This window comes from Pyrococcus woesei (assembly GCF_050496105.1).
Classification (GTDB): Archaea; Methanobacteriota_B; Thermococci; order Thermococcales; family Thermococcaceae; genus Pyrococcus; species Pyrococcus furiosus.
Genome location: NZ_CP179867.1, coordinates 579,306 through 602,510 on the forward strand (window position 1 = coordinate 579,306; position 23,205 = coordinate 602,510).

Sequence of the window (23,205 nt, forward strand, 5' to 3'; positions counted from 1 at the left end):
ATGCGAGAGGGTGGTGTAATGAAGAAAAGACTTTTAGCTCTAATAGTTGCTTTTGCGGTATTAACTGCTGGGTGTTTGGGAAGTGAGAGCAAAGAAGTTACACTGATAGTATTTCACGCAGGTTCTCTAAGTGTTCCCTTCCAAGAAGTTGAGAAGGAATTCTCTGAATATGCTGAAAGAAACCTCGGGATTAAGGTGTCATTCCAAGACGAAGCTAGTGGAAGCGTTATGGCAGTTAGGAAGGTCACAGATTTAGGGAGAAAAGCTGATGTAATTGGAGTGGCAGATTACACTTTAATACCCCAGCTATTGATACCAAACTACACGGATTTCTATGTCCTTTTTGCAACAAATGAAATTGTAATAGCATTCACAGATAAGAGCAGGTATGTAGAAGAAATGAAAAGCAATCCGGATAAATGGTATGAAATTCTGGCTAGGGAAGATGTAAGATTTGGATTCAGCGATCCAAACCAAGATCCCTGTGGCTACCGTTCTCTTATGGTAATAAAGTTAGCGGATTTGTATTATGGAAAGGAGATATTCAAAGAGCTTATTGAAGAAAATACAAACATCTATTCAAATGGAACGCAGATCTACGCTCCTAAGGAGATTACAGTTAATCCTGGCAAGATTGTGATTAGACCAAAAGAAACAGATCTCCTAGGTCTAGTTGAAAGTGGAAGCATTGACTACATCTTCATCTATAAAAGCGTTGCCAAACAGCATAATCTTTCTTACATAACTCTTCCTAGTGAAATAAACTTGGGAGATTTTAGCAAAGAGAAATTCTACGGTCAGATCTCGATAACCTTGGGCTCTACTGGAAAGACAATAAAAGCCAAGCCAATAGTTTATGGAGTGACCGTACTGAAAGACGCTCCTAATAGGGAAGTGGCCATAGAATTTCTGAGATATCTCCTGAGCGAGAATGGAAAAAGAATATTTGAAAAGAACCACCAGGACTTTCTAGAACCTCCAATAGCATTTGGAAATGTGCCCGAGGAATTGAAGCCTCTGGTCTCGATTGAAAAGTGAATGTTTTTGTTTTGCATTTTTATTTAACGTATGAGGCAAAGTTTAATAACGAGCACTGCTTATCTTTTTCCGATGGATAGAAGAGACTACTTAGCTTACGCCTTTGCAGGATTAGGGGCATTCTTAGTGGCATTTATTGGCCTTCCCTTATTCATGATTTTCATAAAGCAAGCATACGATCTTGAAGCTCTACAGAGGACATTAGTTGATCCATTGGTTATTGAGTCAATTAGAAATTCTCTATTTACAGCAACTGTTTCAACCCTCCTGGGAATTCTCTTTGGTGTTCCCTTGGGCTATGTCTTAGCGAGAAAGGAATTCAAGGGTAAAAATTTTGTTCAAGCTCTTATCGACACTCCAATTGTAATCCCTCACTCTGTTGTTGGAATAATGCTCCTTGTTACATTTTCCGATGCAATTCTTGACAACTATAAGGGAATAGTGGCAGTGATGTTGTTTGTGTCTTCCCCATTCATAGTGAACTCCGCTAGGGATGGCTTCTTAAGTGTCGATGAAAAGCTTGAATACGTAGCAAGAACATTGGGTGCTTCTGGACTAAGAACTTTCTTTTCTGTGACACTTCCAAATGCTATTCATTCTATAGCAAGTGGGGCAATTATGGCTTGGGCAAGGGCAATAAGTGAAGTTGGTGCTATTTTGATAGTTGCCTATTATCCAAAGACGGCTCAAGTTCTGATTATGGAGTACTTCAACAATTATGGACTTAGGGCCTCTAGACCAATTGCAGTTATTTTAGTTACGATAAGCCTTGCAGTGTTCATTTTCCTACGGTGGCTAGTTGGGAGGGGGAGAAATGCTTGAAGTGCAAGGAATATCAAAGAAGTGGAAAGACTTTCATCTAAAGGATATAAGCTTCTCGGTAATGGATGGAGAGTATTTCATAGTCCTTGGCCCTAGCGGGGCTGGGAAGACGGTGTTGCTTGAGATAATAGCCGGTATAATTCCTCCAGATGGGGGAAAAGTGTTGCTCGATGGGAAGGACATAACTCTCCTCCCTCCAGAAAAGAGGGGAATAGCCTACGTTCCACAGAACTATGCCCTCTTCCCCAACATGAGCGTTTTTGACAATATAGCCTTTGGACTCAAGGTAAGAAGGGTTCCCAGGAGTGAAATAGAGAAAAGAGTTTTGGAGATATCTGAGGTTCTAGGGATAAGGCATCTCCTCCATAGAAAACCACGGACATTGAGTGGAGGAGAACAGCAGAGAGTTGCTGTAGCAAGAGCCTTAGTAATTGAGCCTGAGATAATACTTCTTGATGAGCCGTTTGCAAACCTTGACGTTCAAATAAGGAGTAGATTAATTAATGAAATGAAACGATGGAGAAGGGAACTGGGCTTTACTGCCATCCATGTAACGCACTCATTTGAAGAGGCCTTGGCTCTTGGGGATAGAGTTGGTATAATGTTGAATGGTAAGTTAGTCCAGGTGGGAGAAATTAGAGAAGTGTTTTCAAGGCCAAATAGTGAAGAAGTAGCTAAATTTTTGGGATTTGAAAACATTATCGAAGGCATTGCTGATGGGAGAGTTCTCCACGTAGGAAAGCTTAGAATAGAGCTTCCCCTTGAGGCTAAGGGGAGGGTTAGGATAGGAATAAGGCCTGAAGATATATTGATTTCAACTGAAAGAATCAAAACATCCGCTAGAAATGTATTCAAAGCTAAGGTGGAGGCGATAGAAGATGTTGGCCCTCTTGTCAAATTAACCCTTAATGTTTGTGACATAACTCTTAGGGCGTTTATAACAAGATCATCTCTAGTGGAGCTTGGGATAGAAGAGGGAAAAGAAGTCTATGCGAGCTTTAAAGCCTCTGCAATCCATGTTTTCTAGTCAAGAATCTCAGAAATGCACTCTACGGGAACGTGCTTTACAATTCTCACTCTCTTTCCTGCTTTTAAAATCTTGTATCCCTTTCTTCTCAGACATTCAGCGTCAATGAGGAGAACTACAACATCTTTTCCGTGCCTTCTTCCTGTGTAATAGGCATCTTCATAGCTTAAGCTGAGGTGAACATACTGCCTTTTCATAGGCTTTATTCCTTCCTTGAGTATTCCTTTCAAGTTCTCTCTAATTGTTCCGTGGTAGAGGACTTTGCTTTCTGTATCTTCCTCGTGTTTCAGCACTACGGGATAGCTATGGCCATATCTAGCCCTAATTTTGCTTCCCCTTATCTCATACCTCCCCTTGCTATCTTTCTCAACGATTTCCTTTATGAACTCTTCAGTAACCCAGGGGTAAACTGTTTTTATTGCTCTGATTAAGTCAGCTAACTCTACGAATCCCTCTTCATCTGGCTCTAGTCCGAATTCCCAGGGGGAGTGTCGTAGGATATAGGCCATTAACTTGCTAACCTTGAACCTCCTATCTCCTCCTACCAATTCTATACACCTGGAGATTGTGATTCTCAAATGGAAACTCAAAGTGCTCCCCCTTTCTCTTTGCCTCTATGTAAATCTTCTTCCACGGCCTTAAAAGTTCAAACATTTCTAAGTCCCTTACTGAATACGTAAAGATGTTCTTAGAAGCAATGAAGATTACTTTTTCTTTTGCCCTGCTTATGGCAACGTTGAGCCTGTTTGGATTGAAGAGGAAATCAAAAACCTTTCCCAGGTATGCGGGGTCGCTGGAAGTCATTGAAATTACTATTAAAGATTTCTCTCCCCCTTGGAATCTCTCAACTGTGTCCACCTGGGCACTATCTATTAATGAAGCTATTAATCTCTTTTGAGCTCTATATGGAACTACAACTCCTATATCAATATTCTCTACTCTTTTGATTATCTTCTCTACTATCTTTGCTTCCAGCTCGTTAATCTTTGTGGAATTGCCCTCGTCATGAAGTATTAGAACGAAAGGATACCTGTCATCTAAAACTATCGATAGAAACTCATCCTTGTGCCTGGCAATTATCTTTCTCCTCTTTTTCTTTTCACTAATCAATTTTATGCCATCTGCTCTGTATATTGCATCACTCAGTAGATCAGCTATTTCCTGGGGCAACCTATAAGTTCTTACTAACCTATAGAGAGGGAGAACCTCGTTCTTGTCCTTCTTCCATTCTGGAGGTTCCCTTCCAAGGATTCTCTTAAACTTCTTAAGTTCTCTTTCATCCAACTCTCCCCTGAGAAATCTAATGAAGTTAAGGGCTGAAAGGAATGGATAGTGCTCTTCAAATGTCTTTCTGTCCTCTAATTGCCATTCATGGACTTGAATTGGCTCCATCTGCCTGTGATCCCCGACCAAGAGAACTTGACCTTTACAAACTTTTGTTGAGAGGAAGAACATTGGTAAGTCCATCATACTAGCTTCATCTATGACAACTAGTTCGACTTCTTTTGTATTCTTCATAAGCTTGTTCAAAGTCTGTGGTGTTCCAAATACTATCCTCACAGTTCCAGAATTAGCAAAATATTTGTCTAATGATCTTTGCTTTGAAGAGTGGGTAATTTCTTGTGCTGTAAATCTAATTCTGTCGACATCATCCTTTATTTCCCTCTCTAGTTCCTCTTTAATTATTTTGATTGCCTCTTCCCCAGAGACTGCTCTAATTAGATCTATCTTTCTAAGCTCTTTTAATGTATTCTCCAGCTCTTTCTTTAGCTTTAAAGTCTTTATCAGGGCCTCATTAACTGCCCTGTGTGAGACTCCAGTAACTACAAAGAGGCCATTCTTTTTGTCCTTCACCATTGAATATGCTCTTGCGAGAATTGCTGGGGCTATGGCCCCTGATGTCTTCCCAGTCCCAGGGGGGCCTTGAAGGGTGACTAGAAAGTTGTTTATGTCAATTGCAAACTTTTTCTGTTCTTCGTTGATCTTCTTAACTCTGGAGAGAAATTCTTCTATGTGCTTTTTCTTCCAGATGTTGACTTCGTATCTTGATTCCGTGTTCCCTTCGTATATTGCTTTGACCTTCTGATAAATTTCATGCTTGAGTTCCCCTTGGGATATTTCTGAGAGCACATTGTATGCCCTTTCCATTCCTATGTCATCGACGCTAGGATCTACTATAACTATCTCTCCAGGAGTAACTTTCACTTCCCCTTCAGGATAGGTTATTGTCAATAGTCCATTTTTACAACTAAACTTAGAGTGTTTGAGTGTAAATCTGCCTGGAGAGACTCTTATTAACCTTATAACAACTTTTCCTGTCTCGTGATCTATAGCCTCAACTATTCCTAACGGTGATTTGCTTATTCTTTGAACGGGATCTCTTCTTAGCTTATCTAAGAATTTCTTTGGCGTTACAACTACAAGAGAACCTTCATCAATATCTATAAGAACTTCTTTTGGATTATACTCTTTTATTCTTCCATTTTCGTCAATTAGCACGATTTTTCCAAACAACAGACAGTCATTTTTCTTCTTTTCAATGTTTTCTATCTTAATTAGTGCTGATTCCTCTGAGTATGCTCTTATTGATAGGGGAAGCCTATAGTATTCGGATCGTTCTCTAAATCTTGCATCGAACTCTAATTGTAAGTATTCAAGAAGGATATCAGCTAATTCTTCCTTCTTTATGTCAAAGTTTTCGAGATCTTCTTTGGGTATTCCCTCTTTTTTCACGAAGGCGTCTTTATATTGCTCGGGAATTCTCTCTTCAATTGTTTTGAGGGCCTCAACCATTTGGGAGAGTATGTCCCTTATATCCCTCTTAATTCTTGAATTGTCTTCCTCAGTAGCTAATTTGACCAGTGCGCTCCAGAAAAGTGTGAAGGGTATTCCTTCGTTATCCCTATCGATGATTGGATAATATTCTGGCCCAATTCCCGTTTCAGAAATGTTAAGGAGAGTTTTGAGATTTATCTTACCATTTTCTCTTCTTGCTACAACCTCAAGCATTCGCGCAAAGGTTTTGTTCCTTCTCCATCTGTATCCAAACTGAGTAGCAACTGTAACGAATCCCAGGCCAGGAGAAAGTGGTAAGGCATGCCTCCTTATTATCTCATCCTTTATTATTGAAAAGCTCTCCCAATCTATGGCTCTTCTCAAGCTTAGCAAGGCCATGACTGCATTGTTTTCTCTTATCTCTTTGTGTCTCTTTACGGCATCCATAAGGTCATCTCTCTGTTTTCTATTGTAAAAGTACATGTGTAGGTAGACTTTATCGGTTGGAGATAGTGACTTTACGGCATCAATAACATCCCTAAAGAACTCAATTAGAAGCATTCTCTCCTTTTCTTGGGCATCTGAAACTTCTATGGGGGGCTCATCGACGAACTTAACAATTATCCGCTCTCCATTTTGCCTATTCTTTACAAGGGCTGAAATTCCGATTATTGTGTCTGTTATTGGGCTTGTCTGGACATAGAAGAACACTTTCACTAAGCTCCTTGGAGGATAGTAAGAGGGCTCAACATCACCTACTCTCTCATCCATTGGCAGATTATACCCCGTCCTGGGGATGAACAGGGGTGTTGTTTCTCCCTCATCTAAATATTTAAGGATTGCCTGAGCTATCCTTGAGAGCTTTAGTAAGTTTATTCCCGTTCTTTTTGCTATCTCTTGAGTCTTCTTTGGATCTTTTATTGAGGGCTCTTCAAAGTTTGTAGGGGAATTTTCTTTGAATTCAAATAGCTTAGCCATGTCTTTTAAGTCTTTTATCCCTTCTTCTTTGAGTATTCTAATTATCCCAGGGGGAAGGCTTAATAGTCCTAGACTTCTTTCCTCAAGAGCCTTAGACAAGCATAAAGCCTCAAAGGGGCAAGTAGTACACCTTGCGTCTATCCAAAGTTCTTGTTCTCTTAGTATTCCACCAAGCTTTTCTTCTAGGGTTATCTTTAACTCTTCCACGTCTCCTGGGAATCTTAGGAAGTTTGAGGGAATGGGAAAGTTCTCCTTTGTTACAACAGCTAGTTTAATTTCGTAACCTTCGATCATTTGACTTAGAAGGTGAGCATAGATAATGGCCTGAATCCTGTGGTAGAACTTCTCTTCCTTAGTAAACTTAGCCTCGAGTAGGTAAAGTGTTTTCCCAACCTTTATTATGAAGTCTGCCCTTCCTGAGACATCAAATTTCCCTATTCTGCCTTTTAAGGGGGCTTGATAGATAACGGCACTTTTCTCACTGTTTATAATTTCTAAAAGTTTGTCTGGATCTTCTTCCACTATTATTCCATCTTTAAAGTACTTTTCAAAGAACTTTCTTACAGGGGTGTCGTTTTCCGTTAAAAAACCATAGAATCTTGGTAGTTCTTTAACTCCAAGCTTTTTTAATGCTTCACCTTTTTTAAATTCCTGAAGAAGGGAGAGCTCGAACTCGTCTCCCCATTTGGCGAGCTCTATGGTTTCTATTTCTTTTCTCCTTATTATCGGCTCAAATTCCTGCAATTCGCCTCTCTTTCTTAAAAGTAGGTTAGAGAAATAGTGGGAACACTCTTCAAGCTCGAAATATCTAGCTATCTCACTTGGATGTAGCTCCAAAGTAATCACCCAACTAATCTTCCAGCCATATCTCCAATCTCTGCTTTCCTCTTCCTATGCTTGAACGCTTGAGCTTTTTTATGTGTCCTATCTCCCTTATGTCTTTAACGTGCGTCCCTCCACAAGGTATGGGGTCAAAATCTCTGATTTGGGTATATCTCTTTTCTCCTTCCCACCAGATCTTAATTTCTCCTCCTTCGTCAACATACCTATTGAAGAGCTCTATTATCTTCTCCTTGTAGGCATTTAAGTTTTCGGGATATCCCACGTCTAGTCTTCCTTTTTCGTGGGTCATCCCACTCCCCACAACCTCCCAATTCCCTTTTCCTAATATCTGGTCGAGGACATTTTCGAGAAGGTGAAGGGCTGAGTGTATTCTCATGAGCTTGTATCTGTATTCCCAATCGAGCTTGAGCTCAACCTCATCTCCAGGTTTAAACTTTTCTAGTTCTTTTACTACATGCCACACGTTTCCTTCTTCATCTTTATACACATCAAGAACTTCGACGCCGTTTATCCATCCTCTATCGTGTGGCTGTCCTCCTCCTGTGGGGTAGAATATTGTCTGATCTAGGAGAAGGGCATTGTCTTTTACTTCGAGAACCTTTGCCTTTGCCTCTTTCAAGTATGCGTCTTCATAGTATAGCAATCTGGTCATTTCCACCACCAACTTCAAATATCAATTTTTCATAAATATCTTTTAGGTGAGTTATGTGGATGTGAAGGCACCTATAAAGGTTTACATGACGAAGAAACTCATTGGAGTTACACCAGACACCACGGTGCAAGAAGCATCTAAGCTAATGATGGAATTTGAGATCGGTTCGCTGGTTGTCATTGATGAAAAAGGAAATGTGATAGGATTTTTCACAAAGAGTGATATTTTGAGAAGAGTTGTTGTCCCAGGGTTGCCCTATGATACTCCAGTAAAAGATATAATGACGAAAGAGCTAATAACGGTTAATTCTAACACCCCCCTGGGAGAAGTTCTTAGAAAAATGGCAAGGCATAGGATTAAGCACATCTTAATAGAGGAAGAGGGAAAAATAGTTGGAATATTTACTTTGAGCGATCTACTTGAAGCGAGTAGAAGAAAGCTCGAAACTGCAATTTCAACGGAGTGATTCCAAATGTTGATAGCTCACATAAGTGACACTCACATAACAAATGAGGTGGCTTTTAAAGCGTATGCCTTCGATTTGATAGTAAACGAAATTAACACTAGGCCTTTTGATTTAGTAATCCATACTGGAGACGTTACAAACAATGGACTTAGAGAGGAATATGAACACGCTAGCTACCTTTTAAAAAAGATCGAGAAGCCTTTGATTGTTGCTCCTGGGAATCATGATGCAAGAAATGTTGGATATGAATTGTTTGAAAGATATATTGGACCTCTTTTTGGAGTGTATGAATTTAAGGATGGAGTAATAATTTGGGTTGATTCTACAATCCCTGACCTTAGCGATGGACGAATTGGAGGTTACAAGTTTAGATGGCTAAAAGAAAAGCTCGAAGAGTACAGCAATAAGAAGATAAAGATTGCGGTAGCCCATCATCATTTAGTTCCTCTCCCTGATACTGGAAGGGAGAGGAATGTGCTATACAACGCTGGTGATGTTTTAGATCTCCTCTTAAGCCATGATGTTACCCTTTACATGTGTGGACACAAGCACGTTCCCAACGTTTACAGGGTTGAAGATTTGGTAGTGGCTAATGCTGGTTGCACTTCATGCAGGAAGACTAGAAAAGGTGATGTAAACAGCTATAATATAGTCAAGATTTCCGAAAAAGGAGTTAAAGTCGTGATAAGAAGGGTTACTGGTGAAGAAAAAGGGAAAGAGCATGTGCCAATAAGACCAAAGATATTTGTTCCCAGGGGGAGGAGAATCTTTAGGATAGTCCATTTAAGTGAGAGCAATGTTTCTGATAGAAAGTATTTTAGGAAAAATGTAATTGAAAATGTTGTAAAAGCAATAAACGAGAAATATAAGCCTGATTTGGTCATCCACTGTGGAGATGTTGTAGAAAAAGGAATAGAAAGATTCTTTGACATGGCAATAGATTACTATGAGAGTATAAAATCAGAAAAGCTTGTTATCCCTGGGCACAATGACTACACCTATTTAGGGCCTGAACTCTTTAGAGAATACTTTGGCGAACCAGAGATCATTGAGCTTAATGACTTTGTGTTCATTCCATTGATTTCGGCCCAGTATGAGACTCCTATCGGGGTAGTGGGAAGGATAGGGCAAAAGATGCTGGCAAATCTGCTAGAAGAATACTCGGAAAAGTTTAGAGTTGTCGTTTTGCATCACAATCTAGTTCCAATTCCAAGGGCCAAGGAGATTGGTTATTTAGAAGATGCGGGTAATGTACTTAAAATTATAACAGATGCAAATACTGAGTTAGTGTTGACTGGACACGGAGGGAACTCTCATGCAGTAAAAGTGGAAAGCACCCCCCTAGTGAACGCTGGAAGCGTAAGCTGGGAGTTACATAGGAATCCCTTCGGTAACAGCTTCAACATTGTGGATATATATGAGGATATGATTGCAGTCTTTGAGATACAGGCCACTTGGGGAAGCAGAAAGCTCTTGGGGATTTGGAAGATAAAGGGCGAAGTTCCATGGTGAGAAAATGCCTGCAGTGAAAGTTCCTAAGAAAGATGCAAAGAGGGTATTAGAACAACTCAAAGTCCTGGGAATATTTGATGGAAAAAGAAGACCTCTAAGAGATGAGAAATACGTATACTTTCCAATCCTTGACAAGGATAAAGCGGAGAGCCTTGGATTTGAGGTTGTAAATTTGGAAGCCCCTCTAAGGCCAGATAGACAAATTTACAAAAACTTGGAGGATTTACTTCCAAAGGACTTGGCATCGAAGATTGGGAGGCTCGACATAGTTGGGGATATCGCCATTATTACTCTCCCAGATGAAGTTCTACCAAGAGTGGAGGAAGTTGCAAAGGCTATCAAAACGCTTTACCCTGAAGTTAAGGTGATTGCAAGGAGAGGTTTTCATGAGGGGGAGTTTAGAGTTAGAAATTTGGAAGTAGTTTGGGGAGAGAATCGGCTTGTAACCATTCATAAGGAAAATGGCGTTCTAATTAAGGTTGATCTTTCAAAAGTTTTCTTTAATCCCAGGATGAAAGGAGAGAGGTACAGGATAGCCAAACTTGTCAAAGATGGGGAAAAGATATTAGTCCCTTTTGCGGGGGTTTTGCCTTATCCTCTCGTAATTGCAAAGTTCAGAAATGTTGAGATAACAGCCGTAGAGCTTAATCCTTATGCGGTTTCCCTGGGAATGGAAAACATAGAGCTTAACAAGAACAGACTGAAGGGCAAGATTAAGTTAATTCATGGAGATGTCTTTGAAGTTCTTCCCAAGTTGGGGACCTTTGATAGGGTGATAAGTCCCACTCCCAAAGGTGTTGACGCTTTGGAAATAACTTTATCAAAGGCTGAGAAATTTTTACACTACTATGACTTTGTTCATGAAGGAGAAATTGAGGTCTTCAAAAGGAGAATCGTTGAGATGTGTAGAGAGCTTGGAAAAGACTGCAACGTTAAAGTGAAGAAAGTTTCTGATTATAAGCCCCATATATACAAGGTTTGTGCGGACATAGAGATTAAACAATAATGTTTACGTAAAAGTCTTTTATTTACTTTTTGCATTAAAATATTGGAGGTTACAGTGGATGCTAATTGATAAGTTTGGCAGGCCAGTAACGAACCTTAGAATCTCCTTAACAAAGGAATGTAATTTGAACTGCTTCTATTGCCATAGGGAAGGCCAACAAGACGGAGAAAGAACAATGACCCCAGAAGAAATTGAAAGAATCGTGAGGATAGCTTCTAGACTTGGGATTAGAAATGTTAAGCTAACGGGAGGAGAGCCGACTGTTAGACCTGACATCTATGAAATTATACAAAGGATAAGGCCTTATGTTGTTGACCTTTCCATGACAACTAATGGGACAACACTCTATGCAAGCGCTGAAAAATTAAAAGAGGCTGGCCTTGATAGGGTTAACATTAGCCTCGATACATTGGACAGGAAAAAGTATAAAATGATAACTGGCTACGATGTTTTAGATCAGGTTTTGAAGGGAATTAGGAGGGCCACAAACCTTTTCTATCCAGTAAAGCTAAATATGGTAGTTATGAGGGGAATAAACGATGATGAAATTTGGGACATGATTAGATTTGCTGGGGAAGTTAATGCAATACTTCAGCTTATCGAAATAGAAGTTCCCAGGGAAATGGAGAATTCTCAGTTCTTTAAGGATTTCTTTTACCCTTTAAAGCCATTGGAGGAAAAGTTCGAAAAGATTGCAGTGGAAATTCGGGAGAGAAAGATGCATAGAAGGAGAAAATACTTTTTACCAGTTGATGGAAAGATGGTTGAAGTTGAAGTCGTTCGATCAATGCACAACACAACCTTTTGCATGAACTGCACTAGGTTGAGACTAACGGCAGATGGTTACCTAAAGACCTGCCTGCTGAGGAAAGATGACTTGATTGATATATTGGGCCCCATAAGGAGAGGAGCTACTGATGATGAACTTGTCAAGATATTTAAGAGAGCTGTGCAACTTAGGAAGCCCTATTGGATTAACTGAAGAAATGCTTTTAGGGAAGTTTAACAAAGTTATTATAAGGTGAAAAAATGGAAAAACTTGCAAATATTTTGGCGGGTTTGATTTTAATTATCCTTGGCATGTTGGGTATCCTCAGGGCTATTATGGAATATAACCTTCACAAAGGACCTACAAAAAAGCTTGCTCTAACGCTTGCAATTTCCTTCGTTTTCTTTGGTATCTTGGGTGGTATTGGTGCCCTGTTGACAGTTATTAATGAGAGTGCATGGGCTATTACTGCTATCTCTGTAATTTTGGGCTATCTTATAATTGTATCTTCTGTTATCAATGTTCTCAGCAAATTAAGAGAGAAGAAAAGTGAAGAAAAGCCCAAGGAAGAAAAAAGGGCTTTAAAACTTCCAATTCCACACAATATCTTGATTTTAAATAGAAACTCAGCTCTTGAACTGTTGAGAGCTCTTAAGGAAGTTCCTAAGCTGATAATCACAAGAATTCCCCCCGATGAATGGCCAGATGTTGCATACACTGAATATATCTGGTTAAGTAGGGTAGAAGGGCCGAATTCAGTAAGCCCAACGGCTCTTCACGTAATAATTGAACGGGCTAAAACGTTCTTAGATGAAAATAGTGGAGGAGTAATCTATGTTGATGGAATTGAATACATCATGCTCTATGAAGAATTCAAATCGGTCGCAAAATTCCTCCTAACGCTTAAGGATATAGCCGTGGTTAAAGAAGGGCACTTAATTCTTCACGTAGATCCAAAGACTCTCGAAGATCATCAGATGGCAGTATTGGAGAGGGAATTCGTAAAGATTAATGTGGAGGAGACAATAGAAAAAATTAGAGGGCCAACTTTATTCGGAGCTCTAATAGAAGAAAAAGGGTAATCACTTTTTAAGAAAGTCAAAGAGAGTTGCTTGTTTGCCTTTCTTTGGCTTTTCCTTTTCTTTCTTCTCCTCTTCTTTCTCTTCTTCGGGTTTTTCTTCTATTTCCTCTTTTTCTTCTTCGGTCTTTTCTTCCTCTTCTTCCTCTTCTTCAATTTCAACTTTAGGCTTCTCCTCCTCTCTTATTCCAAGCTCCTTAAGTTTCCTTCTTAATGCTAAGGCTTTGCCCCAAATGGTACCAGCTTTTTCCTTTCCAGCTAGAAACTCAACTTCTTTTTCAGACAGACCAAGGAACACTGTAAAGTGCGCAGCAAGGTCTAGATTGTTCTCGAAAATCTCTCTAATTATTTTCATCGTTTCTATTGCCTGTAGCCTACTCATGTGCATCTCTCGTATTATCTTTTTAATTATTGACTCTCTGATCTCTCTTTCTTCTTTGCTTTCCGCTAAAATCTTTAGGGTGTTGGGAGGATAAAACTTGACAAATCCCCTTCTCTTTCTCCCTGCCACGGCAACTCCTGCAGTCATCATATCTATTGCGTACTTCCAGAGTGAATAGTTTCCAGTTCTGGCGGCCCTTCCGAGGTATATGTCGGCTCTACTAATTGCATCATACGCCTGGGCAATCTCCTCTGGATTTAGGTAGAGGTGAGGAATGTTCTCATCTACCCATAGCAGGAATTCATCAGGGGACATGTCCAAGTTCCACATTGCCATCTTTGCCCTCTTGGCGTTGTCACTTCCAAAGACGAGTCCTAGGGCTTGAAAGACTGTCTTTTCTACATCTCTATATGCCAAAACTTGCGTAGCATCTTCGTAACCACCCACTACAACGGTCTGTAGATCATTTATAGCTGCTCTTAGATCTCCACTAGATCTTTTTGCTATTTCTAGGAGGATTTCTTTTGGAACTGTTATACCTTCCCTCTTTAGGATCCTTATTAAGGCATTCATTACATCTCTCTGGGTTAACCTCTTGTACTCTACTAGCTCAGCTTTTTCTCGGATCTCTTTTGGAACTTCCCAGTACTTATTTGCAGCCATTATTATTGGATTTTTGGCCTTATCAATTAGTTTTGCGATTTCCTTAGCTCCGCTGGGCTCTATATTATCTGCTTCATCGAGGAAGATTATCTTCCTCCTCTTTCCGAGGATATCCATAGTGTATGCTGCTTGAACATACCTGGAGATTTTTTCATAAGTTCTCTCATCACTCGCGTTGAGCTCAATGACTTCAAAGTTGTACTCATTTGCTAGAGCGTAGACTGTGGTTGTCTTTCCGCTCCCTGGGGGTCCTGCTAATAATAGGGCTTTTTTCTTAGGGGGGTGGCCATGCAACCAGCTCTCTATCCACGCTCTAACTTTCTCTATAGCCTCTTCTTGGTTTACAATTTCACTTAACTTTTTTGGCCTGTATTTTTCTACCCAGGGAAGCTCTGGCATACTTCATCACTTCTTCCCAATTAGGGTGAACTGTGCTAAGAGTGCTTCAAGCTGAATTATTTCATTAGCCCCTTCAACGAGTCTGAAGTTATACTCTCCTATCTTATCAGCAAGCAGAACCTTCTTTGGCTCCTCTATTGGCAGGTTGAAGACTTCTTTGTGCATCTGAACTAGTACATCTTCTCCACTAAGTCCTTGCTTGAGAAGTATCTCCCTAAGCTTTTCTCTGGCCTTCAAGAAGTTGCCTTTGAGAGCAAGAAGCATCATCTCTCTTATATCTTCAGGTCTAGCTCTACTCGCTACCATGAATACGTTTTCGTCGGTGATCTTCTTGTCTAGAGCTGCTGCAGCTTGCAGAATGTTTATTGCTCTTCTCATATCTCCTTCTGCTATGTAAAGTATTGCTTGGAGACCTTCTTCAGTTAGCTCTAAGCCCTCATTTTCGGCAATGTACCTTAGTCTCTTCGCTATATCCTCATCGCGGAGAGGTCTGAAGCGGAATATTGCACATCTAGACTGTATGGGTTCAATTATCTTGGAGGAGTAGTTACAGCTCAAGATAAAGCGAACGTTACTCGAGAACATTTCCATGGTTCTTCTTAAGGCTTGTTGGGCATCTTGAGTTAAAGCGTCGGCCTCATCAAGGAAAATTATCTTGAAGCTTGCTCCTCCTATAGGCTTTGTTCTCGCAAACTCCTTAACTTTCTCTCTAATTACGTTTATACCTCTTTCATCTGAAGCATTCAACTCGAGGAAGTTATGCCTCCAGTTTTCGCCGAAAAGCTCTCTTGCAAGGGCCAAAGCCGCTGTAGTGTTATGGACTACTGTTGGCATGTTCCCAGCAATAAAGTTGTGGTAGCCAGGAACATGAAGATCATAGATTATAAAGTCTCCCCTAAGCTCTTTTACTTCAGTTATCTCGTCCCAGTAAAGCTCATTCTGGAAGAGGAAAATGAGATATGCTATACCTTCTTTGAGCTTTCCATCCGAAAGAATTTCCTCTATGAGCTCAAGCTCAATTTTCCTTATCTTTTCAAGGATTTCAACGTTATCCACTGTGTCGCTCTCAAGAATTGTTTTTACATTGAAATTCCAAGTTCCAAGTTTTCTTCCAATCTCGGCATAGCTTGAGTATCTCTTTGCAAAGATCTTCATAGCTTCGATGGTACGTTCAACGTTAATTCCAAGGACTTTTGCTATCTCAATGTACTCCTTGAAACTTGGCTTTCTCTCTCCTTTTATGTATTCTAGGAGCTTCTCTGCTCTAATTTTAGCTTTTTCTATTACTTCATCACTCTTCTTTGCTACTTCATTCCAGTCGATCAAGATGGGTTCTGATAAGACCTTCTTTAGTCTCTCCAGTTCCTCAAGGCGATAATAAATTTCTTTCATGAGTTCCCAAGAAAGCTCCTTTGCATTTCTGTAGCTCAAATTTCTTTTATCATTGACATTTAACCTAAGCCTGTCTTTTACATAGGAGATTAGCTCATAGTTAATCTTTAGTCCATCGGATCTTACATTGGTTTTTCTAATGAGCTTCTGGGCTTCTTTAAGTTTGCTTTGGGTGCTAAAGCCAATCTCATTTAGGAACCTCTCTATGTTGTCCGAGCCTGAGATAATAACATCTTCTCCATCCATTTTAGCTATTATTCCAAAGCTGGCTAAAGCATAGGCTATCTGCTGGGCCATATCATTGTTATCGGTTGATAAAACTATTGCATCACTTTCAATCCGACCATTGCAGTCGGAATATGCCCTAAGGAAAGAACGAATTCCTTTCCACCCCTCCCTGGGTATTAATGTTAAGCTAATAGAGTTTACAAGGCTCCAAGCTTTCCTAGATACCACATAAACTTCTGGAGTTCCATCAGCGTGAATTCTTTCCCTTATCTTTGCATCAGGGAAAAGTTTCTCTGTTAGTTCCATAAAGCGTTGTCTTATGAGTGGATCTTCGTTAGTGAACGTGATGACAGAATTACTTGGATAAGCATAGCCACTTCCCATAAAGTAACCAAGCCACTCTGCAAGGGGATTTTCTCCAGTTATAAGTGGGAGAAAGCTCGGTATTGCAAGCTTGTCGCCAGGTTTGAGTTCTTCAGCCTTAATCCACTTTATTTCGCCATTCTCTCTATTCACTAGAAGTGGGTGATACGGAGTTACTTTAAGCTCCCTGCCAAGCTGAGTTTTTATCTTTATCAACCTATCAGTTCTATCTTTGTAGACGTATTGGACTTCAAACTCTCTAAGCTTTCCATCCTCATCTATTCCAAGAACTTTGAGCCCTTTAACTGGAGTTGGTCCAAATCTCCCCCCAGAAAGCTTTTCAACAAGTTCTCCAAGTTCAAAGAGTTGGCCATTAGCTATAACTTTGGTATCTCCAGTAAGACACTTTCCGACACCAGGGGGGCCTGCGAAGAGTAGGTGGGGCATTGATCCAGTTTTGACGTAGTGCTTGAGCCTTTTCACTATGTGCTCTTGTCCTACAATGTCGTCAAGTCTTTGAGGTCTATACTTCTCAACCCAGGGTTTTTCTAGAACCTTAACTTCTCTAATCTCTTCGCTCATACTCTCACACACCTAAACTAAGAAAGGTATCAAAGTATTATTAAGCTTATCCTAGGCAATAACAGAACAGAAGAAAAGAAGGAAAAACAGTAGATCAGCTGAGAGCTGAGAGTAACTTCTCTAAGAACATTTTCTCTGGATAAGCTCCTTCAAATTCTACTCTGTCTTCTCCGTTGACCTGAATAACAATTTTTGGTACTGCCATTACATTGTACTGGTCAGCCCACTCTGGATACTCAATGGCCTCGACCATATCCCCAAGTATCTTACCTTTCCCAGCTTTTGTGTTTTCAATGGCAAACTTGTGAGCCATTCTAACGGCAAGTGGACAGTATGGGCATGTTGGAGTTACAAACACCAATATTCTTACATCCTGGTCTATGTTTCTGATGGCCTGTTTTGTCTCGTCCATAAGGTTTGTTTCTTCTCTACTAACATCCACAATGTCCTCTAAGAATGCTGCGAACTCATGACCTGCCGGTAATCCAAAGTACCTTACTCCAAAGTCCTTTCCATCTTGGGTTATTGTTGTTGCTGGAGCTCTGTCTATTCTATACCTCTTGGCTAGCTCTTTGCCTTCTGGTGTGTCGAAGTCAACAATTTCATAACTGAGCTTGTCTGTTAGCTCAGAAAGCTCTTGAACTAGTTGTTTTAGCTGGTCACAGTATTGACAGTGGTCCTTTCTCACAAAAACGATTAGCTTAACTGGATTGACCATTTTTGAAAAGAACTCTTCCTTAATTACCTTCTTGTCAGCGTCACTAATCAATCCCATTTTCCTCACCCCTATCTAAATGTTTATAACTTTAATTCTCCAACCTAGAGTTGGTTCAAATCTAGGTTGTCAACCTTAGGTTGAATGCACAATATATAAACTTTGCGCCACAGATATGGGTAGGTGATGAATATGGAACCAGACTTGTTTTACATATTGGGGAACAAAGTAAGGCGGGATTTGTTATCTCACCTAACTTGTATGGAATGCTACTTTAGCCTTTTAAGTAGCAAAGTTTCAGTGTCATCAACTGCTGTGGCAAAGCATCTTAAGATAATGGAAAGAGAAGGTGTTCTTCAGTCCTACGAAAAAGAAGAACGCTTTATTGGGCCTACAAAAAAGTACTATAAAATTTCAATAGCGAAATCTTATGTTTTCACATTAACTCCAGAAATGTTTTGGTATAAAGGACTAGATCTGGGAGATGCTGAGCTTAGAGATTTTGAAATTAGTCTTTCTGGCCTAGATACTGAACCTTCAACATTAAAAGAAATGATTACTGACTTTATCAAAGCAAATAAAGAGCTTGAAAAAGTTCTGGAAGCATTTAAGACTATTGAGAGTTATAGAAGTTCTCTCATGAGGAAAATAAAGGAGGCATACTTAAAGGAGATCGGGGACATGACGCAATTGGCAATACTTCATTATCTCCTTCTCAATGGAAGGGCAACTGTAGAAGAGTTAAGTGATAGATTAAACTTAAAGGAGCGTGAAGTTAGAGAGAAAATATCTGAGATGGCTCGCTTTGTTCCAGTAAAGATAATAAATGACAACACTGTTGTTCTTGATGAAGATCAAATACTCAGAGGGGAGGGAAATGAAGAAGATTAAGGTTCTTGTAAACGAAGACAAGTGCTATCTATGTGGGGGATGTGCAGGAGTTTGTCCGGCATTGGCAATAAGGGTCTCATCATCATGGCAGTTCTTTGAAGATAAGTGCATTTCTTGTATGATATGCATAAAGGCTTGTCCTGTGGGAGCTCTCAGTTATGAGGAGGTGGCACAATGAAGTACGATGTAGTGGTTGTTGGCTCAGGAGTTGCCGGTCCCATTGTGGCAAGAGACGTTGCAAAAGCTGGTTTTTCAGTTCTTCTTGTGGATAAAAAACCTGCAATTGGAACTCCAAAACAGTGTGCAGAGGGAATAAATGTTAACGTTTTCAAGGAATTTGACATTCCATATGATAAAAGGTTCATAAACAGAGAGATTTATGGGGCGAGGATTTACTCTCCTAGTGGATATACGGCCGAGCTTAGGTATGACAAGGTAAGTGGAGTTATACTTGAGAGAAAAGTCTTTGATAAAATGCTCGCCTATTATGCTGCAAAGGCTGGAGCTGATGTTTGGGCAAGGACCGAAGTTATCGATCTCCTAAGAAAGGAAGGTAAGATTATGGGGGTTAAGGCAAAACATGAAGGCGAGTTAGTCGAAATTGAGGCTAAGATAATAGTAGCGGCTGATGGAGTTGAAAGCACAGTTGCAAGGCTTGCGGGGATAAATACCTATGCTCCTCCCCATGAATTTGATTCAGCGTATGAATACGAAATGATAATCGAAGGATACGACCCAGACTTAATTCATTTGTGGTTTGGAAATGAAATTGCTCCTAGAGGATATGTTTGGGTATTTCCAAAAGATGAAGATAGGGCAAACGTCGGAATTGGAATAAACTCCGACAATGAGAAAACTGCCAAGTACTATCTGGACAAGTGGCTTAAAGAAAACAACATTCCCACGAAGAAAATATTGGAGATAAACGTTGGCCTTGTTCCAGTGGGTGGCTTTGTAAGAGAGTTAGTTAAAGAAAACGTGGCTGTAGTTGGAGATGCCGCCAGGCAAGTAAATCCAGTCCATGGAGGAGGAATGTATGAAGCAATGAAAGCTGCTAACATTTTGGCAAAGTGGATAGTTAAGGCACTGGAGGAGGAGAATCTAGAACTACTGAAGAACTATACCAAAGAGTGGTGGGAAGTTGAAGGGCCCAAGATGGAGAGACTACTGAAGCTTAGAAGGGCAATGGAAAAACTAACAGATGAGGACATAGATGTTTTCGTTCAATTACTTGGAGGGACTGACTTAGAAAAACTAGCTGGTGGAAATTATTTCGAGGTAGTAAAAGCTCTCATGAAGCATCCAAAAGTGTTAATGAGCAAAAGAAGGTTAGAAATACTCAAGGCTCTATTATGAGATCATCAACTTTCGGTCCAATGGGGAGTCTCCTCTTATGCTCGCTGTTTTTCACTAATTTTTCAACGTGTTCTACTATTTCTTCTGACACATTTAGTTCATTTGCAATCTCTTCTTTGCTCATTTTGAGATCTACAAGTCTCCATAGTAACTCATCTAGGAGCTTATATGAAATTCCTAGTTCATCTTCATCAGTCTGTCCTTCCCACAGTCCTGCACTTGGTTTTTTCTCCACTATGCTCTGTGGTACACCTATAATCCTTGCAACCTCCCACACTTCTGTTTTGTATATGTTTATTAGAGGAGCATAGTCACTAGCTCCATCTCCCCACTTTGTGAAATATCCTGTGAGAAACTCGCTTCTGTTGCTAGTTCCAAGAACAAGTCTTCCTAGAGAGTTTGCGTAAGAGTAAAGAAGCACCATTCTTACCCTTGCCATTATATTTCCCAGGCTTTTCCTGTCGAGAGCTACATCCAGGGAGGACTGAATAGTGTCAACTATTGGTTTTATGTTAATTATTTTGTATCGTATTCCAAGATTTTCTGCCACCAATTTTGCATCTTCAACATCCTTGTTTTCATAGTAGGGCATTATTAGGCCAAGAATTTTGTCTTTTCCTAGAGCCTTTGTTGCTAGATACGCTACTGTTGCACTGTCAACTCCCCCACTGATTCCGATAACCACCCCTTGCTTGGCATTTTCTTTGATGAATTCTACTAACCTAGTTACTACCTTTTCAAAATTTAGTCTTCTCATAGCTCTGCCTCTCCCAAAAATTCGAGTATTGATAACAATCTCTCGTCTTTTATTCTATCTAGAATTGCACTGACATCTTCTCTTCCAGCTTTTCCATCTTTATAAAGGGCTATTAGCCTTACTCCTTCAAAGAAATCTGAAAGCTCTGGGAATGCTACCTTAAACATTGGCATGCTATTGTATATTTCCTCAAAAGAGTCGTCGATTATTGCTTGCCAGATTAAGTCTACTAGACCATCGAATGCTATTTCAAAGAAATCCGAGTCTTTGGAGTTTATCATTGCATATAGACATTCATGAAATGCTGCTTCGTAATTTTCCTCATCTTCAAACATCTCTTCAAAGGCTAAGTGAATTTGCGCTATTAGCTCTTTATCTTCAACTTCTGCCAATAATTTTGCGAGTATTTCTTTTGCTTTTACTTTATCTCCTGATTCGTAGAGTAAGTAACCTTCGTAGACTCTGGCTTGTAGTTCTTTTCTTTTTGCATTTGCTGCCTTGAACTCCTCAATGGCTTTTCTTATAAACTCGATTGCCTTTTCGTATTCTTGTAGTTCCTCATAAATTGCGGCTATGCTGTAATATACTTCTCCGACTATTTCGGGCCTTTTTTCTTCTGCGAGTACTCCCTCATAAATTTCTAATGCTTTTTCTGGATAACCGAGAAGGGAATACAGGTCGGCCACATGAAGTAGGCCTTTTGTCTCAAATTTTCTCGCAAATTCTTCAAATTCATGGAGTTTACTTATTCCAAAAAACTCTGCATAATAGTATACTACGAGTTTATAGAGTTCTAAATCCCTTTTTTCTTTTGCCACTTCTTCGGCTACTTCCAAAACTTCTCTTAGTTCCTCATCTGTTAATCTATCAATCTCTTTGGTTAATAATTCCTTAGCTTTTTCAATATTGCCTGCTTTGAGTGCATTAATAATATCTTCACTTGTCATGTAAACCCCTAAACTTATTAATTTTCCACTTTAATAGCTTAACTGGTGGATGATATGAAGAAAGTTCGACTAGTAAAAAAGCCTGAGGATTTTAATTTAGATGAGGCAGTATCACTTGTTTCAAATCCCTCTGTGGGAGCGATAGTTACATTTTTAGGGAAAGTGAGAAACGAAAATGCTGGAAGGGAGGTTCTTAAGCTTATTTACGAAGCATACGAGGAAATGGCTGAAAAAGAAATGGGGAAAATTAGAAGGGAGGCTCTTGAAAAGTTTCCAATATTTGATGCAGTTATATGGCATAGGGCTGGAGAGTTGGATATCTCTGAGAATACAATTTTGGTTGTGGTTTCAGCGAAGCATAGGAAGGAGGCATTTGAAGCTTGTTCCTGGATTGTAGATGAAGTTAAGAAGAGGGTGCCCGTATGGAAAAGAGAAATTACCACTAAGGGAGAATTTTGGATAGAGGGAGACAAACATATTCCAGCTCAGTAGAACATTTTTTGCATACTATCTTTAGTGGTATGCAAAATCCGTATAGAAAAAGTTAATATATCTCTTTCTAACCTTAAATTTTTGGTGAGTCCTGTGGCAGAGAGTAAAGTTCTGACTTCGATGTCTATTATAGAGAGTAAAGGTATAACAACAATAGGAAAACCACCATGGGTACTTATCCCACATGCAGGACAATTGGAGAGAATTATCTTGGCCATAGGAAAAGGAAAAGGCAAGTTTTCCGAGAGTAAGGGTATAACAAGAAGCATCGGATGTATTGGAAACAATGAATTTATTCTCTACAGGGAAAAGATAGGAATTGAAAAATTCAAGGAAATACTCAAAGAGTTTTATAAGTTGACTCCTGAAGGGGAGGTATTTATAACGAACTATGATTCTATCGAAGAGGGAATTGAGCTAGCTGAATATTCAGCAAATCTCGGATTGACAACTTATCTAACTGTGATGAGTGAAGATTATCATAGTATTCCCCAGGAAAGAAAATTTAAGGTTATTCTTGAAGTTACATTGGAAGAGTTAAACCACCAAATTCCCGATGTGGATGTTCTTTTGTTAATTGTTCCCTATTCTCAGTACAATGAAATAAAGAACCTAGATATAAACTTCAGCGGAGAAATATGGGTTGATATAGTATACCCTCCATCTGCAAGGTATTTATCTAATGGAAATCTATTTGAAATCAGAAGAATCGTTAATCCAGCCTCAATAACTTATCATCCTTGTATGGCAGGACTAGTGGCGGTTAGCCCAGAAGGGTTTGTAACACCCTGTCCCCTGTTAAGAAAGTTCATAGTTGGTGACATTACTAAGGAATCCTTAAAGGCAATACTAAGAAAGCAGAGACTAAAGAAAACATGGTGGAAATTAACTAAGGACAAAATTCCACAGTGTAAGTCGTGTACCTTCCGATATATTTGTCATGACTGCAGAGCTTTAGAGTACTCTGCTACTGGGGAAATTTTTGGAACTGAGTATTGTTCTCTCTAAATTCTCCAATTTTTTAGTGGGGCTTTGTAAATTTTGTAATTTTGACAGCCTAGGCACGAAAAGA

The 23,205-nt window shown here is 39.7% G+C and carries 21 protein-coding genes; 13 read left to right on the forward strand and 8 right to left on the reverse strand.

The genetic code is table 11. From position 1 onward, the window contains the following. Positions 1-18: 18 nt before the first annotated feature. The 3 genes from wtpA (at position 19) to wtpC (ending at position 2,887) form a co-directional block, all read left to right on the forward strand. Positions 19-1,038 (forward strand): tungstate ABC transporter substrate-binding protein WtpA, encoded by a 1,020-nt coding sequence (wtpA, locus tag ACMFNG_RS03330; protein ID WP_014835478.1) that lies wholly within the window; start codon positions 19-21, stop codon positions 1,036-1,038. 72 nt (positions 1,039-1,110) lie between these two features. After that, the gene (gene wtpB, locus ACMFNG_RS03335) at positions 1,111-1,860 is read left to right on the forward strand and encodes a tungstate ABC transporter permease WtpB (protein ID WP_014835477.1); all 750 of its coding nucleotides are present in this window, start codon (positions 1,111-1,113) and stop codon (positions 1,858-1,860) included. Further along, the gene (wtpC, locus tag ACMFNG_RS03340) at positions 1,853-2,887 is read left to right on the forward strand and encodes a tungstate ABC transporter ATP-binding protein WtpC (protein ID WP_011011194.1); all 1,035 of its coding nucleotides are present in this window, start codon (positions 1,853-1,855) and stop codon (positions 2,885-2,887) included. Before wtpB ends, wtpC begins: the two co-directional genes overlap by 8 nt. Here wtpC and ACMFNG_RS03345 read toward each other — a convergent pair. From ACMFNG_RS03345 to ACMFNG_RS03355, 3 genes are read right to left on the reverse strand one after another with little or no spacing between them, the layout of a single operon-like run. Further along, entirely contained in the window at positions 2,884-3,435 is a 552-nt protein-coding gene (locus ACMFNG_RS03345; RefSeq protein WP_011011195.1) for an RNA 2'-phosphotransferase, read from the reverse strand. The two genes, wtpC and ACMFNG_RS03345, sit on opposite strands and share 4 nt — an antisense overlap. Continuing rightward, the gene (locus tag ACMFNG_RS03350; RefSeq protein ID WP_081481785.1) at positions 3,419-7,486 is read right to left on the reverse strand and encodes a bifunctional RecB family nuclease/DEAD/DEAH box helicase; all 4,068 of its coding nucleotides are present in this window, start codon (positions 7,484-7,486) and stop codon (positions 3,419-3,421) included. Before ACMFNG_RS03350 ends, ACMFNG_RS03345 begins: the two co-directional genes overlap by 17 nt. 4 nt (positions 7,487-7,490) lie before the next feature. Beyond that, the gene (locus ACMFNG_RS03355) at positions 7,491-8,135 is read right to left on the reverse strand and encodes an alanyl-tRNA editing protein (RefSeq protein ID WP_011011198.1); all 645 of its coding nucleotides are present in this window, start codon (positions 8,133-8,135) and stop codon (positions 7,491-7,493) included. 55 nt (positions 8,136-8,190) lie between these two features. Between ACMFNG_RS03355 and ACMFNG_RS03360 the strand changes: the two genes are divergently transcribed. From ACMFNG_RS03360 to ACMFNG_RS03380, 5 genes are read left to right on the forward strand one after another with little or no spacing between them, the layout of a single operon-like run. Further along, on the forward strand, positions 8,191-8,601 hold the full coding sequence (locus ACMFNG_RS03360) for a CBS domain-containing protein (RefSeq protein WP_014835475.1): 411 nt from the start codon (positions 8,191-8,193) through the stop codon (positions 8,599-8,601). A gap of 6 nt (positions 8,602-8,607) precedes the next feature. Then, entirely contained in the window at positions 8,608-10,113 is a 1,506-nt protein-coding gene (locus ACMFNG_RS03365; RefSeq protein ID WP_011011200.1) for a metallophosphoesterase family protein, read from the forward strand. A gap of 4 nt (positions 10,114-10,117) precedes the next feature. Further along, positions 10,118-11,119, forward strand: coding sequence for a tRNA (guanine(37)-N1)/4-demethylwyosine(37)-methyltransferase Taw22 (gene taw22 / locus ACMFNG_RS03370; protein ID WP_011011201.1), 1,002 nt, complete (start codon positions 10,118-10,120; stop codon positions 11,117-11,119). Between the two features lie 58 nt (positions 11,120-11,177). After that, positions 11,178-12,101: a GTP 3',8-cyclase MoaA gene (gene moaA / locus ACMFNG_RS03375; RefSeq protein ID WP_011011202.1), complete on the forward strand. Its 924-nt coding sequence runs from the start codon at positions 11,178-11,180 to the stop codon at positions 12,099-12,101. A 47-nt stretch (positions 12,102-12,148) separates the two neighbouring features. Next, positions 12,149-12,970, forward strand: coding sequence for a DUF835 domain-containing protein (locus ACMFNG_RS03380; protein ID WP_011011203.1), 822 nt, complete (start codon positions 12,149-12,151; stop codon positions 12,968-12,970). Here ACMFNG_RS03380 and ACMFNG_RS03385 read toward each other — a convergent pair whose 3' ends face one another. From ACMFNG_RS03385 to pdo, 3 genes are all read right to left on the reverse strand, one after another. After that, the gene (locus ACMFNG_RS03385) at positions 12,971-14,410 is read right to left on the reverse strand and encodes a replication factor C large subunit (RefSeq protein ID WP_011011204.1); all 1,440 of its coding nucleotides are present in this window, start codon (positions 14,408-14,410) and stop codon (positions 12,971-12,973) included. It abuts the gene before it with no gap. Positions 14,411-14,416: 6 nt separating this feature from the next. Next, positions 14,417-16,975 carry a replication factor C small subunit gene (locus ACMFNG_RS03390; RefSeq protein WP_011011205.1) on the reverse strand — a complete coding sequence of 853 codons (2,559 nt, stop codon included), beginning with the start codon at positions 16,973-16,975 and terminating at the stop codon, positions 14,417-14,419. 94 nt (positions 16,976-17,069) lie between these two features. Further along, complete coding sequence (pdo, locus tag ACMFNG_RS03395; RefSeq protein ID WP_011011206.1) at positions 17,070-17,750, reverse strand: protein disulfide oxidoreductase; 681 nt, start codon at positions 17,748-17,750, stop codon at positions 17,070-17,072. A gap of 132 nt (positions 17,751-17,882) precedes the next feature. Here pdo and surR point away from each other — a divergent pair, with 132 nt between their 5' ends. From surR to ACMFNG_RS03410, 3 genes are read left to right on the forward strand one after another with little or no spacing between them, the layout of a single operon-like run. Then, positions 17,883-18,581, forward strand: coding sequence for a sulfur metabolism transcriptional regulator SurR (gene surR / locus ACMFNG_RS03400; RefSeq protein ID WP_014835474.1), 699 nt, complete (start codon positions 17,883-17,885; stop codon positions 18,579-18,581). Beyond that, positions 18,568-18,759, forward strand: coding sequence for a DUF362 domain-containing protein (locus ACMFNG_RS03405; protein WP_014835473.1), 192 nt, complete (start codon positions 18,568-18,570; stop codon positions 18,757-18,759). Before surR ends, ACMFNG_RS03405 begins: the two co-directional genes overlap by 14 nt. Beyond that, complete coding sequence (locus ACMFNG_RS03410; RefSeq protein ID WP_011011209.1) at positions 18,756-19,937, forward strand: NAD(P)/FAD-dependent oxidoreductase; 1,182 nt, start codon at positions 18,756-18,758, stop codon at positions 19,935-19,937. Before ACMFNG_RS03405 ends, ACMFNG_RS03410 begins: the two co-directional genes overlap by 4 nt. On the opposite strand, the gene ACMFNG_RS03415 is transcribed toward ACMFNG_RS03410, so the two are convergent. Then, positions 19,921-20,694: an NAD+ synthase gene (locus tag ACMFNG_RS03415; RefSeq protein WP_011011210.1), complete on the reverse strand. Its 774-nt coding sequence runs from the start codon at positions 20,692-20,694 to the stop codon at positions 19,921-19,923. The genes ACMFNG_RS03410 and ACMFNG_RS03415 overlap by 17 nt on opposite strands. After that, a complete protein-coding gene (locus tag ACMFNG_RS03420) occupies positions 20,691-21,641 on the reverse strand; it encodes a tetratricopeptide repeat protein (RefSeq protein WP_011011211.1) in 951 nt (316 codons plus the stop codon). Before ACMFNG_RS03420 ends, ACMFNG_RS03415 begins: the two co-directional genes overlap by 4 nt. A gap of 54 nt (positions 21,642-21,695) precedes the next feature. On the opposite strand from ACMFNG_RS03420, the gene ACMFNG_RS03425 reads away from it, so the two are divergent. Together ACMFNG_RS03425 and ACMFNG_RS03430 are read left to right on the forward strand one after the other, a co-directional pair. Next, positions 21,696-22,133 (forward strand): molybdenum cofactor biosynthesis protein MoaE, encoded by a 438-nt coding sequence (locus ACMFNG_RS03425; RefSeq protein WP_011011212.1) that lies wholly within the window; start codon positions 21,696-21,698, stop codon positions 22,131-22,133. Between the two features lie 93 nt (positions 22,134-22,226). After that, a complete protein-coding gene (locus ACMFNG_RS03430; RefSeq protein ID WP_014835472.1) occupies positions 22,227-23,141 on the forward strand; it encodes an SPASM domain-containing protein in 915 nt (304 codons plus the stop codon). The last annotated feature ends 64 nt before the right edge of the window (positions 23,142-23,205 follow it).

Bases quoted from the DNA above. Each gene is read 5' to 3' on its own strand.
- wtpA (WP_014835478.1), top strand. From the start codon at position 19: ATGAAGAAAAGACTTTTAGCTCTAATAGTTGCTTTTGCGGTATTAACT.
- wtpB (WP_014835477.1), top strand. From the start codon at position 1,111: ATGGATAGAAGAGACTACTTAGCTTACGCCTTTGCAGGATTAGGGGCA.
- wtpC (WP_011011194.1), top strand. From the start codon at position 1,853: ATGCTTGAAGTGCAAGGAATATCAAAGAAGTGGAAAGACTTTCATCTA.
- ACMFNG_RS03355 (WP_011011198.1), bottom strand. From the start codon at position 8,135: ATGACCAGATTGCTATACTATGAAGACGCATACTTGAAAGAGGCAAAG.
- ACMFNG_RS03365 (WP_011011200.1), top strand. From the start codon at position 8,608: ATGTTGATAGCTCACATAAGTGACACTCACATAACAAATGAGGTGGCT.
- taw22 (WP_011011201.1), top strand. From the start codon at position 10,118: ATGCCTGCAGTGAAAGTTCCTAAGAAAGATGCAAAGAGGGTATTAGAA.
- moaA (WP_011011202.1), top strand. From the start codon at position 11,178: ATGCTAATTGATAAGTTTGGCAGGCCAGTAACGAACCTTAGAATCTCC.
- ACMFNG_RS03380 (WP_011011203.1), top strand. From the start codon at position 12,149: ATGGAAAAACTTGCAAATATTTTGGCGGGTTTGATTTTAATTATCCTT.
- ACMFNG_RS03385 (WP_011011204.1), bottom strand. From the start codon at position 14,410: ATGCCAGAGCTTCCCTGGGTAGAAAAATACAGGCCAAAAAAGTTAAGT.
- ACMFNG_RS03390 (WP_011011205.1), bottom strand. From the start codon at position 16,975: ATGAGCGAAGAGATTAGAGAAGTTAAGGTTCTAGAAAAACCCTGGGTT.
- pdo (WP_011011206.1), bottom strand. From the start codon at position 17,750: ATGGGATTGATTAGTGACGCTGACAAGAAGGTAATTAAGGAAGAGTTC.
- surR (WP_014835474.1), top strand. From the start codon at position 17,883: ATGGAACCAGACTTGTTTTACATATTGGGGAACAAAGTAAGGCGGGAT.
- ACMFNG_RS03405 (WP_014835473.1), top strand. From the start codon at position 18,568: ATGAAGAAGATTAAGGTTCTTGTAAACGAAGACAAGTGCTATCTATGT.
- ACMFNG_RS03410 (WP_011011209.1), top strand. From the start codon at position 18,756: ATGAAGTACGATGTAGTGGTTGTTGGCTCAGGAGTTGCCGGTCCCATT.
- ACMFNG_RS03415 (WP_011011210.1), bottom strand. From the start codon at position 20,694: ATGAGAAGACTAAATTTTGAAAAGGTAGTAACTAGGTTAGTAGAATTC.
- ACMFNG_RS03420 (WP_011011211.1), bottom strand. From the start codon at position 21,641: ATGACAAGTGAAGATATTATTAATGCACTCAAAGCAGGCAATATTGAA.
- ACMFNG_RS03425 (WP_011011212.1), top strand. From the start codon at position 21,696: ATGAAGAAAGTTCGACTAGTAAAAAAGCCTGAGGATTTTAATTTAGAT.